A 14,706-nucleotide genomic window follows, 5' to 3' on the forward strand; every position below is an offset into this window, starting at 1 on the left:
GGCATGAAGCCTCCTGCGATGTCCCGGCTGGCCAGCCTGGCCGGCCCGCTGTTGATCCTGCTGTATCCCCTGCTGATCTGGTATGCCCACGGCAAGCTTGAACCGCGCCTGCTGGCCCTCTTGCTGGTGCTCATCGCCGCCGTGCGCCTGTTCACCAGCCGCACTGGCCGCCCCCTGCGCTGGATGGGCGTGGCCGCGCTGGCGCTGGCCGCACCGGCCTTGCTCTGGAACGCGCTGCTGCCGCTGAAGCTCTATCCGGTGGCCATCAGCGCCGGCATGCTGGCGCTGTTCGGCTACAGCCTCTACAAGCCGCCCACGGTGATCGAACGCATGGCGCGCCTTAGCTCTCCGGACCTGCCCCTGTTCGTCGTCGCCTACACGCGCCGGGTCACCCAGGTCTGGTGCCTGTTCTTCGCGGTCAACGGCAGCATCGCCCTGGGCACCGCCCTGTGGGCCTCCCCTGCGGTGTGGTCGATGTACACCGGAGTCATTTCCTACGTCGCCATGGGCGTGCTGTTCGCCGGCGAATATCTGGTGCGTCTGTATGTACGCCGCCAGCATCATGCGTGAGGTGGCCGCCATGAACACGACCGCGCAGCTGGACCTGCTGCAGCTCCCCTTCCAGGCCTTCGACGGTGAGCGCGTGATCGGATGGCGCGATGGTACCGCACTCACGCACGCTGCCTGGCGCGCCGAAGTGCTGCGCTGGCGGCAGTTGATCACGGCCACGCCCGGAGAGCGCATCGCGCTGTTCCATCACGATTCCCTGCACTTCGCCGCCGCCCTGTTTGGTATCTGGCTGGCCGGCAAGACAGCCTACCTGCCCAGCGATACCCTGCCCGAAACCTGCCGCCAGCTGCGTACCGAGGTCGATGCATTCGCGGGAGACTTCGGTGCCCACTGCCCGGCCCTGTGGCCGGCTGCGGATGCCGTCCCTGACGATGCTCTCGCACCTTGGCCTGCCCTGCGCGCCGATTTCACCGGGCTGGTGGTCTACACCTCCGGCAGTACCGGCCAGGCGCAGGCCATCCCCAAGCAGCTCGGCCAGATGGCCAATGAAGTGGCCACGCTGGAGGCGCTCTTCGGCAGCATCGCGGGCCAGGCCGACGTGGTGGCCACGGTCTCGCACCAGCACATCTACGGCTTGCTGTTCAAAGTGCTCTGGGCGCTCTGTGCGGGCCGTCCCATCCATGCCGGCAGCGCCTTCTTTCCGGAGGATCTGCAGCGCATGACGGGCCCGCGTCCCTGGCTGCTGCTGTCCAGCCCGGCCCATCTGACGCGTCTGTCCGAACAGGCCACGCAGCCGGACGCGCGGCAGCTGCGCGCCATCTTCTCGTCCGGTGGTCCGCTGCCGGCACAGGCCGCGCGCGATGCCGCACGCCTGCTGGGTCACCGTCCGCTGGAAATCTATGGCAGCTCCGAGACCGGTGGCATCGCCTGGCGGCAGCCGGAGAGTGATCTGCTGCAATGCCGCGAACACTGGCAGGCCATGCCCGGCGTGTCGGTACGCATCGGTGCCGAAGGCGCGCTGCAAGTCCGTTCTCCGCATCTGCCCGATGACCAGTGGTTCAGCATGGCCGACCGTGCGGTGCTGGTGGACGGCCTGCCGGCGGCTTTCGAACTGCGCGGACGCAGCGACCGCATCGTCAAGCTCGAAGAAAAGCGCATCTCGCTGACCCGCATCGAACAAGGACTGGCCGCCAGCCCGCTGGTGGCAGACGTGCGCGTGATCGTGCACCAGGGCCGCAGGGCGCGCCAGTTCATCGCCGCCTTCGTGGTGCCGACGGCGCAAGGCCAGGCCGTGCTGGATGGCCAGGGCAAACTGGCCCTCAATGCCGCTCTCAAGGCCAGCCTGGCCGATGCCGTCGAAGCCATTGCCCTGCCTCGCCTGTGGCGTTACCTGCCGGCGCTACCATTGAATCCGCAGGGCAAGGTCACGCTCTCGGCACTGACCGCGCTCCTGGAGAGCGCAGGCGCGGCCAACGCCAGCCCGCCGACCCTGCCCAGGGTGACCGAACTTGAACGCACCGCCGAGCAGGTCCAACTGGCGCTGGAGATCCCCGCCGACCTGCTCTACTTCCAGGGCCACTTTCCCGGCTCCCCCATCCTGCCCGGCGTGGTGCAGACCGAGTGGTCCCTGATCCTGGGCCGGCGCTATTTCAGCCTGCCGCCAAGGTTCCTGGGCCTGCAGGCCTTGAAATTCCAGCGCGTCATCACGCCCGGCATGCGCGTCGTGCTGGAACTGCAGCACGATGCAGCCAAGTCGCAACTGGCCTTCCGTCTGCATTCGGAGGCCGGGCAGCATGCCAGCGGCCGCTTCCTGCTGGGAGCGGCATGAAGACCGGCATCTCACACAGCACCATCGTGGTGATCCCGGTCTATGACCACGAACACGCCATCGGCGCGGTGGTCGCCGCCGTGCGCGGCCACGGCTTGCCCTGCATCCTGGTCGACGATGGCAGCAGTCACGCCTGCGCCACCGTACTGCAGCAGCTGGCCGCAGCCGAGCCGCAGCACATCACGCTGCTGGTCCATCCGCACAACCAGGGCAAGGGCGGTGCCGTCATGACCGGCCTGCGCCATGCTGCAGCAGCCGGCTACACTCACGCCCTGCAGATCGATGCCGACGGCCAGCATGACAGCGCCGACATCCCGCGCTTTCTGGCGGCCTCGCAGGCAGCGCCGGCCGCCGTCATCAACGGCAAACCGATCTACGACGAGAGCGTACCCAAGGGCCGGCTCTATGCCCGCTACCTGACCCACGTCTGGGTGTGGATCAACACGCTTTCACTGGAGATTGCCGATTCGATGTGCGGCTTCCGGCTCTATCCGCTGGCTCCGACGCTGCAGCTGATGGACCAGGCTCACATCGGCCGGCGCATGGATTTCGACACCGAGATCCTGGTACGCCTCTATTGGCGCGGTCTGCGCGTGCAGAACCTCGCCACGCGGGTGCGCTATCCGGCCGACGGCGTGTCGCATTTCCAGGTCTGGCTGGACAATGTCCTGATCTCGCGCATGCATGCCCGCCTGTTCTTCGGCATGCTGCTGCGTGCGCCCGTGCTGCTGGCGCGCGGCAGCTGGCGTCGGCTGGGCGGACGCAGCGCATGAGCCAGCCACCCCGCGCGCGCCATTGGGCGCAGATCAACGAAGTCAGCTTCGTGGCCGGCATGCGCTTGCTGTTCGCGGTCCATCGCGTGCTGGGCCGGCTGCCCTTCCGGCTCATGCTCTATCCGGTACTGTGCTGGTACATCGCCGCCAATGGCCGTGCCCGCCAGGCCTCGCGCAACTTCCTGGCGCAGGTCCGCAGCTACCGTCCGCAACTGCCGCTGCGCTCCGGACTTTTTGGCGTTTTCCTTCACTTCGCCGCATTCGGCGAAAGCCTGCTGGACAAGATGTTGCTGTGGGGCGGCCTGTTCCCGATCAATAAAGTTCATTTGACCGGTAGCGCCCATATCACCGATGCCATTGCCGCCGGACGCGGCGGACTCATCATCTGCACCCACCTGGGCAACCTCGAACTGTGCCGCGTGATCGGCCGCCAGCATCCGGCTCTGAAGCTCACGGTGCTGGTGCACACGCGGCATGCCCAGGCGTTCAACCAGATGCTGGCCCAGCTCGATCCCGGCAGCCAGCTCAACCTGATGCAGGTCACCGACATGTCCCCGGCCACCGCCATGGTGCTGGCCGAGAAAGTGGCGCAGGGCGAGTTCGTGGTCATCGCCGGTGACCGCGTTCCGGTCTCGCCGCAGCCTCGGGTAGCTCGCGCATCCTTCCTGGGCCGGATCGCGCCTTTCCCGATCGGGCCCTACGTGATGGCGGCACTGCTGCAATGTCCGGTCTACCTGATGTTCTCGCGCCGCAGCGCCGAGGGCGCGGAGGTGAGTTTCGAGGCCTTCCGCGAGCGCATCGTCCTGCCGCGCAAGCAGCGCGACGAAGCACTGGCCGAACTGGCGAGCGCCTACGCCGCACGACTGGAAGCGCATTGCCTGCAAGCGCCCTACCAGTGGTTCAATTTCTATGACTTCTGGGCCGACTCGGCCCTGGACGAACACCATGCCTCACACTGACGTTTCCTCTTCCGCCAGCAGCAGCCCCATCCGCTTCGGTGCCCAGCCTCTCTCCATCGAGGATGTCGTGGCACTGGCGCGGCGCGAGCGCACGGCGCAACTGCACGATGCCGACAGCTTCCGTGCGCGCATTGCGCGCGGTGCCGATTTCCTGGACCGCCTCTTGCGCGAGGATGGCACCATTTATGGCGTCACCACCGGCTACGGGGATTCCTGCACGGTGACCGTCCCGCCCGAACTGGTGCCGGAACTGCCGCACCACCTCTACACCTACCACGGCTGCGGCCTGGGCGCGCTGTTCACGCCGGAGCAATCGCGCGCCATCCTGGCCGCCCGTCTCAATTCGCTGTGCCAGGGTTTCTCGGGTGTGAGCGTGGCGCTGCTGGAACAGATCACCGGCCTGCTGCACCACGACCTGCTGCCGCAGATTCCCTGCGAAGGCTCGGTGGGTGCCAGCGGCGACCTGACGCCGTTGTCCTACCTGGCGGCGGTGCTGTGCGGTGAACGCCAGGTCTGGCGCGACGGCGCCACGGTGCCGGCCGCCGAGGCGCTGGCGGGAGCGGGGATGACACCGCTGCGGTTGCGTCCCAAGGAGGGCCTGGCCATCATGAACGGCACGGCCGTCATGACCGCGCTGGCCTGCCTGGCCTTCGACCGCGCCCGCTACCTGTGCCAGCTGGCCACCCGCATCACGGCCATGAGCAGCTTCACGCTGGACGGCAATGCCCACCATTTCGATGCCACCCTGTTCTCGGCCAAGCCGCATCCGGGCCAGCAGCAGGTGGCCGGCTGGCTGCAGCGCGACCTGCCGTGCGGCCAGGCGCACCGTAACGAAAAGCGCCTGCAGGATCGCTATTCGGTGCGCTGCGCGCCGCACGTGATCGGCGTGCTCAATGACGCCCTGCCGTCGCTGCGCCAGTTCATCGAGAACGAACTCAACAGTGCCAACGACAACCCGCTGATCGACCCCGACGGCGAACGCGTGCTGCACGGCGGCCATTTCTATGGCGGCCATATCGCCTTCGCCATGGACAGCATGAAGACCGCCGTGGCCAACATCGCCGACCTGCTCGACCGCCAGATGGCGTTGATGGTAGACCAGCGCTACAACAACGGCCTGCCGGCCAATCTGTCCGGTGCCCAAGGCCCGCGCGCCCCCATCAACCATGGCCTGAAGGCGCTGCAGATCAGCGCCTCGGCCTGGACCGCCGAAGCCCTCAAGCTGACCATGCCGGCCTCGGTCTTCTCGCGTTCCACCGAATGCCACAACCAGGACAAGGTCAGCATGGGCACGATTGCCGCACGCGATTGCCTGCGCGTGCTGGAGCTGACCGAACAGGTCGCCGCCGCCCTGCTGATCACGGTACGCCAGGGTGTCTGGCTGCGCAGCCAGCGCCAGCAGGCCGGCGACACGCCCTTGCAGGATCTGCCCGCCGGCCGCCTGGCCGCCATGCAGGCCGCGCTGGCCGAAGACATTGCCGTGGTCGATGAAGACCGCATGCTGGAGCCCGACCTGCGCCTGCTGCTGCAACGTATCCGCGCCCAGGCCTGGAGCCTGTATGAGTGAGACCGTCCTGCCGGCGGGCAAAGTCACCCTGGCCAATTCCCCGTGGCGCGGCGAAGTCGAATTGCAGATCCAGTTCTATGACCTGGATCCGATAGAAATCGTCTGGCATGGCCGCTACGTCGAATACATGGAAGCCGCGCGCTGCGCCCTGCTCGATGGCCTCGGCTACAACTATCCGGCCATGAAGGAATCCGGCTATGGCTGGCCGGTGATCGATCTGCACCTGCGTTATGCCGCACCGGCCCGCTTCGGCCAGCGCATTCGCGTCAGTGCGGCCGTCGTCGAGTGGGAAAACCGCCTGCGCATCGATTACCTTATCAGCGACGCCGCCAGCGGCGCTCGCCTGACCCGCGCCTCCACCGTCCAGGTGGCGGTGCAGATGAACAACCACGAGATGTGCTTCGTATCGCCCCCGGTACTGTGGCACAAGCTCGGACTGAAGCCTCCTGCCCCATGAACGCAAGAACCTTCCTCGTCTCCCTGGCCTGGCTGGCGGCGCTGCCCGCTCACGCCGCCGCCCCGGTGCAACAGATCCAGGCCACCCTGGCCAAGCCGGCCGTGATGTGCGGACGCTTCGACCAGACCAAGCAACTGACCGGCATCAAGAAGCCGCTGCAGGCCCAGGGCCGCTTCTGCGTGCTCAAGGGCCGGGGCATCCTGTGGCAGACACTGCAGCCCTTCCCCAGCACCCTGCGCATCACGCGCGAGGCCATCGTGCAGATCCAGGATGGCCGCGTGGCCATGAAGCTCGATGCGCAACAGGAGCCGGTGGTCAAGATGATCAACAGCGTGCTGTTCTCCCTGCTGGCCGGCGACCTGAGCCAGCTCGATACGCTCTTCGAACTCGATGGCAGCCTGCGCGAAGGCCACTGGCAGGTCGCGCTCAAAGCGCGCCAGCCGGCACTGGCCAAGGCCATCGGCGACATCAGCCTGGCCGGTGCCAACTATGTGGAACAGGTCGACATGAAGGAAGCCAGCGGCGATCGTACCGAGATCCGTTTTTCGGCCATCAAGACCGGCGAGGGTGCGATGACGGCCGACGAAGGAGCCCTGTTTGACTAAGCCCGCGCGCCGCCAGCCGCGCCTGCTGGCGCTGGCCTGGCTGCTGGCGGTGCTGCTGGTGGCCGGCCACAATGCCTGGCTGTGGCTGGGCCAGCGCGCCAGTCCCGATACCGACATCCTGGCCCTGCTGCCGGGCACCGGTGGCCGCGATGCGGTACGCCAGCAAGCCTTCTCGCACATGGTCGATGCGGCCCAGCAGAAGCTGGTGGTGCTGGTCGGCGACCGAGACTGGAGCCGGGCCCAGGCCGGTGCACAGGCTTACCTCACGGTCTTGCGCGCGCACTCCGGCCTGATCGCCCCGATCAGCGGCGACGACGCGCAATGGCAAAACCAGTGGCTCGACAGCCTGGCGGGCAGCCGCAGCCTGCTGCTCAGTGAGGCCCAGCGCGCCCAGCTGGCAAGCGGCACGCCGCAGGCATGGAGCCAGCGCGCCTTGAGCGGCCTGTACGGCGCGTTCGGCGGCCCCCGCCTGGGTGCCTGGCAGGATGATCCTTTCGGACTCTTCAGCGATTGGGTACAGGAACGCGCCAGGGAGACGCCCGTGCGCCCGCGCGACGGCCAGCTCTTCGTCGAGCGCGATGGCGTGAGCTACGCCCTGCTGCTGCTGGAACTGAAGGCCCCGGCGTTTTCCATGCAGGCGCAGGAGCAGATCGTGCCGCTGCTGGCGCAGGCGCGCCAGGCGGCCCGCAGCCAGGCCAGCGAGGTCATCACCGGCGGCGTGGTCCTGCATGCGGCCGCTGCCAGCGCCCAGGCCGGCAGCGAAAGCGCCACCATCGGTGCCGGCTCGCTGCTGGGCATCCTGCTGCTGATGTGGCTGAGCTTCCGCTCGCTCAAGCCGATTCTCTACATCGCCCTGTCCATCGCCGTCGGCTGCCTCGGTGCGCTGTCGGTGAGCATGCTGCTGTTCGGAAAGATCCATCTGCTGACGCTGGTATTCGGTGCCAGCCTGATCGGCATCGCCCAGGATTACGGTATCTACTTTCTCTGCGCGCGCCTGGCCGCACCGGCCACGCAGGACTCGACGAGCCTGCTGCGCCGCCTGTTGCCGGGGCTGGCGCTGATGCTGCTGGCGGCGCTGATCGGCTATCTCGGCATGGCCCTGACGCCCTTCCCCGGCCTGCAGCAAATGGCCGTGTTCTCGGCCCTGGGACTGGTGTTTGCCTGGCTCACGGTGGCTTGCTGGTTCCCCCGCCTGATCGGTCCGCACAGCCTGCGTGCCAGTGCGCAAGCGCAGCGCTTCGGCCAAAGCATCGCCCGCTGGCCTGATCTGCTGGGCGGCGTGGCCTGGCACCTGGTCCTGCCGGCAGCGGTGGCGCTGATCGGGCTGGCCATCGCCGGCATCACGCGTCTGCACAGCAGCGACGACATCCGCGCCTTGCAGAACAGTCCGCCGGCCTTGCTGCAGGATCAGATCCGCATCAGCCAGTTGCTGGACATGGCCGCTCCGGTCCAGTTCTACCTGGTGCGCGGCGCCTCGCCCGAGGCCGTATTGCGGCAGGAAGAAGCCCTGCGCGAGAAGCTGCAACCCCTGGTGCAAGGCAAGCTCATCAGTGGCGTACAGGCGGTGTCCAACTGGGTCCCCTCGCAACAGCGCCAGCAGGACAACCTGGCCCTGCTGCGGCGCGCGCTGCTGGAGCCACAAGCTGCCACGCCCGACGCCGTCACCCTCACCGCGCAAGCCATCGATGAAAGCCCGCAATGGGCGCAAGCGTTGCGCCAGCGCATGCTGGACAAGGCCCAGCTGCTCACCCCGGCAGAATTCCTGGCCACCCCGGCCGGTACCGCCTCGCGCCACCTCTGGCTGGGACAAGTGGACGGCCAGTTCGCCAGCATCGTAGCCCTGCGCGGCCTGACCGACTATCGCCAGCTGGACCGCCTGGCCGCCGTGGCCGATGGACTGGCGGGCGTGCAATGGGTGGACAAGGTGGGCGACATTTCGGCCGTGCTGCGCCAATACCGCATCACCATGGGCTGGGCGCTGCTGTGTGCCTACGCCGCCATCTTCGCCCTGCTGGCCCTGCGCTACCGCCGCCGCGCCTGGCGCGCGCTGGCCCCGCCCCTGCTGGCCTCGCTGCTGACGCTGGGCCTGTTCGGCTGGCTGGGCCTGCCGCTGCAACTGTTCCACGTCCTGGCCGGACTGCTGGTGCTGGGGCTGGGCGTGGATTACGGCATCTTCCTGCTGGAAGCCTCCGGCCACCAGCGTCCCCACGCCTGGCTGACCGTGGGCCTGTCGGCCGCCAGCGCATTGCTGTCCTTCGGTTTGCTGGCCCTGAGCCACAGCCCGCCGCTGCACGCTTTCGGCCTGACCATGCTGTGCGGCATGCTGCTGGTGTGGCTGCTGGCCCCTCTGTTCACCCATCCCGGCCGCGACCCGCTTCTGGTTCAGCGCGCACAGCCGGACAAGGAATCCGCATGAAACCCTCCCGCCAGCTGGCCGCCGTGAGTGCCGCCACCCTCCTTCTGCTGGGCGGCTGTGCCAGCCCGCTACCCCCGGATACGCGCCCGTCGGCGCGCCTGTCCCTGCGCCTGCCGCCAGCCGCGCTGGGCCAGGACATCAGCCTGCAGCAACACCTGACGGTAGAGCGCGGCAACCGTGTCGACCAGCTCGACACGGCGCTGGAAATCGATGCCAGCCACGTCGACCTGGTCGGCCTGGCGTTTGGCCAGCGTGTCATGTCGCTTCACTATGACGGCCAGCAATTGCAGGTCTGGCGCCACCCCATGCTGCCCAGCCAGGTGCAAGGTGAAGATGTACTGCAGGACGTCCAGCTGACCCTGTGGCCGGCTGACGCCATCCGCCAGGCCCTTCCCGAGGGCTGGGAGTTGCGCGAAGCCCGGGCTCAACGTACCCTCCTGCTCCACGGCGAAACGATTGCCGTGATCGACTACCCCGACCAGCGCCGCTGGGGAGGCAAAGTGATCCTGAACAATCTGCGTTACCACTACAAGCTGACCATACAGTCGGTGGTGACCTCTGAATGACATCGCCACACGCATGAGCCTTTATCTGAACGCCCTCGGCATGGTCTGTCCGCTCGGCAGCACGCATGAGGCCATCCGCGCGCGCCTGTTGGCCGGCCACAGCGGCCTACGCGCCGATGCGCGCTACCGCGACGCCCAGGGCGTGCCGCTGGCCCTGGGCGCGGTGACCGATGACACGCTCCTCCCCGCAGACGACCACCTGCCGCTGCGCGAGCGCAGCCGCAACAACCGCTTGGCGCTGGCCGCGCTGGAACGTATCCGTCCCCAGGTCGATGCCGCCATCGCCCGTTTCGGTGCAGAACGCATCGGCATCGTGCTGGGCACCAGCACCTCCGGCATCGCCGAGGGCGAAACCGCCTTTGCAGCGCGTGCCGCCAGCGGCAGCTTCCCGCCCGGCTACCACTACGGTCAGCAGGAGCTGGGGTCGCCGGCCACCGCGCTGCAACTGACGCTGGGCACCAGCGGTCCGGCCTACGTGCAATCGAGCGCCTGCGCTTCCAGCGGCAAGGCCATCGCCAGCGCCGCGCGTCTGCTCAACATGGGCCTGTGCGATGCCGTCCTCTGCGGCGGGGTCGATACCTTGTGCGAATTCACCATCTCCGGCTTCACGGCGCTGGAATCGGTAAGCAGCGAACCCTGCAATCCGCTCTCGCTGCATCGCTGCGGCATCAACATCGGCGAGGGTGCGGCGCTGTTCCTGCTCACGCGCGAACCCGCACCGGTCCGGCTCAGTGGCTGGGGCGAGTCTTCCGATGCCTATCACATCTCGGCCCCCGATCCCGAAGGCCGGGGCGCGCAACTGGCCATCGGCCAGGCCCTGCGCCGCGCCGGACTCAATGCCGCCCAGATCGATTACATCAACCTGCACGGGACGGCCACGGCGCAGAACGATGCGATGGAGTCACGGGTGGTGCAGGCACTGTTCGGGCTCGAGGTGCCGGTGAGTTCGACCAAGCCCTTCACCGGCCATACCCTGGGTGCGGCCAGCGCCATCGAAGCCGGCTTGTGCTGGCTGCTGATGCAGGATGACAACCCGCAGGGCCTGCTGCCGCCCCACCTGTGGGATGGCGTTGCCGATCCGGCGCTGCCGCAATTGGCTCCGGTCAAGGTCGGCCAGCGCCTCGGCAGGCCACTGCAGCACGTCCTCTCCAATTCATTCGCCTTTGGCGGCAGCAATGTCGCGCTGGTCTTTTCGCGCGAGGAAAACGCATGAGCTCGCTCCCGCACAGCATCCCGCCGGTAGAGCAGTTGTTGCCGCACGCCGCGCCCATGATTCTCATCGACCGCGTGGTCGCAGTGAGTGAAGACCGGCTGCAGGCCGAGCTGGAGATCCGTCCCGAGAGCCTGTTCCACAACGGCACTGGCGTGGGCGCCTGGGTCGGCATCGAATACATGGCCCAGAGCATCGCAGCCTGGGCCGGTTATCAGGAACGGATCAAGGGCCGCCACGCCAAGATCGGTTTCCTGCTGGGGGCACGCCGCTATGGCTGCAGCGTGCCGGAGTTCGCCACCGGCATGCGGCTGGGTGTATCGGTGCAGTTGCTGCTGCAGGCGGAGAACGGACTGGGTTCCTTCGAGTGCCGCATCACCGACCTGGCGACCCAACAAGAACTGGCGCAAGCCACCGTGTCGGTATTCCAGCCGCACGATGCAACACACTATCTTCAAGAAGGTATGGCATGACCACATCGGGAGCACACAGCATTTTCGTTACCGGCTCAAGCCGGGGCATCGGCCGCGCCATCGCGCTGCGCCTGGCACGCGAGGGATATGACATCGTCCTGCATTGCCACGCCCGGCGCGATGCTGCCGACCAGGTCGCCGCCGAGATCGCCGCGCTGGGCCGCCAGACCCGCGTGCTGCAATTCGACGTGGCCCATCGCGAACAGGCCGCGCAGGCCCTGCTGGCCGATGTGGAACAGCACGGCTGTTACTACGGCGTGGTCTGCAATGCCGGCATCACCCGCGACAACGCCTTCCCCGCCATGCCCGGCGAGGACTGGGACAGCGTGCTGCGCACCAACCTCGATGGCTTCTACAACGTACTCAATCCGCTGGTCATGCCCATGGTGCGGCGGCGTGCGGCCGGCCGCATCGTGACCCTGGCCTCGGTGTCGGGCCTGATCGGCAATCGCGGCCAGGTCAACTACAGCGCCGCCAAGGCCGGTGTCATCGGTGCCACCAAGGCACTGGCGCTGGAACTGGCCAAGCGCGACATCACCGTCAATTGCGTCGCCCCCGGCCTGATCGATACCGACATGACCGAAGACGCGCCCGTCGACGAGATCCTCAAGCTGATCCCCGCGCGCCGCGCCGGCAAACCCGAGGAAGTGGCCGCCGCCGTGGCCTTCCTGATGTCGCCCGATGCGGCCTACATCACGCGCCAGGTGATCTCGGTCAACGGAGGCCTGGCATGACGCGCCCTCTCAACGAGCGCCGGGTGGTGGTCACCGGCATGGCCGGCATCAGCCCCATCGGCACCGACTGGAACAGCGCGCTGGCGCATCTGCAGACCCTGCGCAATGCCGTGCAGCGCATGCCCGGATGGGATGAATACATCGGCCTGCACACCCGCCTGGGGGCCCCGGCCGTGGAGTTTTCGCTGTCCGAACGCTACAACCGCAAGACCACCCGCAGCATGGGCCGGGTCGCCCTGATGGCCACGCGCGCCAGCGAATGGGCGCTGGCCGATGCGGGGCTGCTGGAAGATCCGCTGCTCAAGAGCGGCCAGTTGGGCATCGCCTACGGATCTTCGGCCGGTACGCCCAATGCCATTGCCGACTTCGCCATGATGTTCGCCGAGAAGAACACCCGTGACATCAATGCCAACACCTACCTCAAAATGATGGCGCATACGGCACCGGTGAACATGGGCGTGTTCTTCGGCATCACCGGCCGCATCATCACCACCTCCAGCGCCTGCACCTCGGGCAGCCAGGGCATCGGCTATGCCTATGAAACCATCCGCAGCGCGCGCCAGGTGGCGATGGTGGCCGGTGGTTCCGAAGAACTGTGCGCCACCGAAGCGGCCGTCTTCGACACGCTCTACGCCACCAGCGTGCGCAACGACACGCCGCAGCTCACTCCCAGCCCCTTCGACCGCGACCGCGACGGCCTGGTGCTGGGCGAAGGGGCCGGCAGCCTGATCCTGGAAGACCTGGAACACGCCCAGGCACGCGGTGCACGCATTTATGCCGAGATCGTCGGCTTCGGCACCAACAGCGACGGTGCCCACGTCACCAATCCCAATGCGGCCACCATGCAGGCGGCCATCCAGATGGCGCTGGACGACGCCGGCTTGCCGCCCTCGGCCATTGGCTACATCAATGCGCACGGCACCGGTACCCGCCAGGGCGACATGGCCGAAACCCAGGCCACCGCGCGCGTGTTCGGAAACGGTACGCCGATCAGCTCGCTCAAGAGCTACATGGGCCACACCCTCGGGGCCTGCGGAGCGCTGGAAGCCTGGCTGTCCATCGAGATGATGCGCCACGGCTGGTTCGCCCCCACCATCAACCTGCAGCAGCCCGATCCCGAGTGCGGCGAGCTGGACTACCTCACCGGCGAAGGCCGGGCACTGCAGTGCGAGTACGTGATGTCGAACAACTTTGCCTTCGGCGGCATCAACACCTCGCTGATCTTCAAGCGCTGGCCCTGACGCTCGCCTGCCCCTTCTGCCCTCCCTCTGCATCCACTCATGACAAGGAAAACAAGCGATATGAAGACAATTTCCATCACCCTCGCACTGACCCTGGCGCTGGCCGCCGCCCTGCCGGCCCAGGCGCGCGATACCAAGCACCTGCTGCCGCTGGACAGTACCGCCGACATGAAGGACAAGGAAGGAATCCTGGATGGCTCGGTCAAGTTCTACTTTGCCGGCCAGGCGCACCCGGCAGTGCTGGAGAAGATCGCCACCGACGTCACCAACCAGAAGACCAATGCCGTCGGCAAGAGTGATGAAGAGGCCTGCAAGTGGGTCTTCCTCTCGGCGCTGGTACAGCTGCACAAGAAGGCCCGCGAGCTGGGCGGCAATGGCGTGGTCAACATCGTGAGCTATTACAAGAAGAATGAAATGGCCAGCGCCACCCAGTTCGAATGCCACGCCGGTGCCACCATGGCCGGTGTCGCCCTCAAGGGCGACATCGTCAAGCTGGGCCAGTAAGCCGCCATGCCATCCACCGTGGCCTGGGTCGTGGATGGCCGCGCCTTCGTCGGCGCGGACGCGTGCCCGGCCACGCTGGGGCGGCTGGCCGCGATCCTGTCTCCTGATGAGCGCACGCGCCTGCAAGGCTTCCTGCGCCCCCAGCGCGCCTGCGAATTCCTGCTGGCGCGGCTGCTGATGCGGCATGCGCTGATGCAGGCCAGCAGTTGCCGCCTAACCGATATCGAGGTGAGCGAACGGCACGGTGCCGCCCCGCTGGTGCGCATCGCCGGTGCGCCCGCCGATGGCATCACACAGCCAGCGGCCAGCCTCTCGCACAGCCGTGGCTGGATCGCCTGCGGCGTGAGCGTAGGCTCGCAGATCGGAGTGGACATCGAAGCACCGGCTCCCGAACGCGACCTGTCTTCACTGGCCGATCTCGCCTTCACGCCGCAAGAATTGTCCGGCCTGACACAGCTCAGCGGGGAAGCGCGGGAAGCCGCCTTCTATCGTCTGTGGTGCGGCAAGGAAGCCGATTACAAATTCCGTCACAACGCCGCCCGGCATGAAGGTGCCATGGCCGCCGATGCCACGCCATTTCTGCATCACGAGCAAGGGACGCACTATCACCTGTGCGTATGCACTGCGAAGCCGGTGCGGCAGCATCGTACGCAAGACCTCGCGCTGCAGGCGCTGCTGGGGATGGCGGCCAGCAGTACGGCGCTGGGAGCGTAGCCAGAAGCCAGCAATACAGTGGCAATACACAAGCAAGACCAAAGCAATACAGCAGCAAACCGGAGCAATACACCTTCGCATGGCGCGAGCAATACAGTGGCACTCCGGAGCAACACACAAGACCTACAACCAGCAGACACTTCAAGGGG

The 14,706-nt window shown here is 67.1% G+C and carries 15 protein-coding genes; all 15 read left to right on the forward strand.

Annotated features, from left to right (window positions below):
• Positions 1-3: 3 nt before the first annotated feature.
• From E2K99_RS18850 to E2K99_RS18920, 15 genes are read left to right on the forward strand one after another with little or no spacing between them, the layout of a single operon-like run.
• Positions 4-570: a COG4648 family protein gene (locus E2K99_RS18850; protein ID WP_121043555.1), complete on the forward strand. Its 567-nt coding sequence runs from the start codon at positions 4-6 to the stop codon at positions 568-570.
• A complete protein-coding gene (locus E2K99_RS18855; RefSeq protein WP_240733759.1) occupies positions 545-2,338 on the forward strand; it encodes an ApeI family dehydratase in 1,794 nt (597 codons plus the stop codon). The genes E2K99_RS18850 and E2K99_RS18855 overlap by 26 nt, the downstream gene beginning before the upstream one ends.
• Entirely contained in the window at positions 2,335-3,111 is a 777-nt protein-coding gene (locus tag E2K99_RS18860; RefSeq protein WP_134223190.1) for a glycosyltransferase family 2 protein, read from the forward strand. The genes E2K99_RS18855 and E2K99_RS18860 overlap by 4 nt, the downstream gene beginning before the upstream one ends.
• Positions 3,108-4,070, forward strand: a complete 963-nt coding sequence (locus tag E2K99_RS18865) for an LpxL/LpxP family acyltransferase (protein ID WP_134223191.1) — start codon at positions 3,108-3,110, stop codon at positions 4,068-4,070. Before E2K99_RS18860 ends, E2K99_RS18865 begins: the two co-directional genes overlap by 4 nt.
• Positions 4,057-5,637: an HAL/PAL/TAL family ammonia-lyase gene (locus E2K99_RS18870; protein WP_134223192.1), complete on the forward strand. Its 1,581-nt coding sequence runs from the start codon at positions 4,057-4,059 to the stop codon at positions 5,635-5,637. The genes E2K99_RS18865 and E2K99_RS18870 overlap by 14 nt, the downstream gene beginning before the upstream one ends.
• Complete coding sequence (locus E2K99_RS18875) at positions 5,630-6,094, forward strand: acyl-CoA thioesterase (RefSeq protein ID WP_134223193.1); 465 nt, start codon at positions 5,630-5,632, stop codon at positions 6,092-6,094. The genes E2K99_RS18870 and E2K99_RS18875 overlap by 8 nt, the downstream gene beginning before the upstream one ends.
• Positions 6,091-6,699 (forward strand): outer membrane lipoprotein carrier protein LolA, encoded by a 609-nt coding sequence (locus E2K99_RS18880; protein WP_134223194.1) that lies wholly within the window; start codon positions 6,091-6,093, stop codon positions 6,697-6,699. The genes E2K99_RS18875 and E2K99_RS18880 overlap by 4 nt, the downstream gene beginning before the upstream one ends.
• The gene (locus tag E2K99_RS18885) at positions 6,692-9,115 is read left to right on the forward strand and encodes an MMPL family transporter (protein WP_134223195.1); all 2,424 of its coding nucleotides are present in this window, start codon (positions 6,692-6,694) and stop codon (positions 9,113-9,115) included. Before E2K99_RS18880 ends, E2K99_RS18885 begins: the two co-directional genes overlap by 8 nt.
• Complete coding sequence (locus E2K99_RS18890; protein WP_134223196.1) at positions 9,112-9,681, forward strand: DUF3261 domain-containing protein; 570 nt, start codon at positions 9,112-9,114, stop codon at positions 9,679-9,681. Before E2K99_RS18885 ends, E2K99_RS18890 begins: the two co-directional genes overlap by 4 nt.
• A gap of 13 nt (positions 9,682-9,694) precedes the next feature.
• Positions 9,695-10,894 (forward strand): beta-ketoacyl-[acyl-carrier-protein] synthase family protein, encoded by a 1,200-nt coding sequence (locus E2K99_RS18895; protein ID WP_134223197.1) that lies wholly within the window; start codon positions 9,695-9,697, stop codon positions 10,892-10,894.
• Positions 10,891-11,364 carry a hotdog family protein gene (locus E2K99_RS18900; protein ID WP_134223198.1) on the forward strand — a complete coding sequence of 158 codons (474 nt, stop codon included), beginning with the start codon at positions 10,891-10,893 and terminating at the stop codon, positions 11,362-11,364. Before E2K99_RS18895 ends, E2K99_RS18900 begins: the two co-directional genes overlap by 4 nt.
• A complete protein-coding gene (gene fabG / locus E2K99_RS18905; RefSeq protein WP_039787283.1) occupies positions 11,361-12,098 on the forward strand; it encodes a 3-oxoacyl-ACP reductase FabG in 738 nt (245 codons plus the stop codon). The genes E2K99_RS18900 and fabG overlap by 4 nt, the downstream gene beginning before the upstream one ends.
• Positions 12,095-13,339: a beta-ketoacyl-ACP synthase gene (locus E2K99_RS18910; RefSeq protein WP_134223199.1), complete on the forward strand. Its 1,245-nt coding sequence runs from the start codon at positions 12,095-12,097 to the stop codon at positions 13,337-13,339. The genes fabG and E2K99_RS18910 overlap by 4 nt, the downstream gene beginning before the upstream one ends.
• A 60-nt stretch (positions 13,340-13,399) precedes the next feature.
• On the forward strand, positions 13,400-13,843 hold the full coding sequence (locus E2K99_RS18915; protein WP_039787281.1) for a hypothetical protein: 444 nt from the start codon (positions 13,400-13,402) through the stop codon (positions 13,841-13,843).
• 6 nt (positions 13,844-13,849) lie between these two features.
• Positions 13,850-14,557: a 4'-phosphopantetheinyl transferase family protein gene (locus tag E2K99_RS18920; protein WP_134223200.1), complete on the forward strand. Its 708-nt coding sequence runs from the start codon at positions 13,850-13,852 to the stop codon at positions 14,555-14,557.
• Positions 14,558-14,706 lie beyond the last annotated feature (149 nt).

It is taken from the genome of Herbaspirillum huttiense, assembly GCF_004367745.1.
Taxonomy (GTDB): Bacteria; Pseudomonadota; Gammaproteobacteria; order Burkholderiales; family Burkholderiaceae_D; genus Herbaspirillum; species Herbaspirillum huttiense.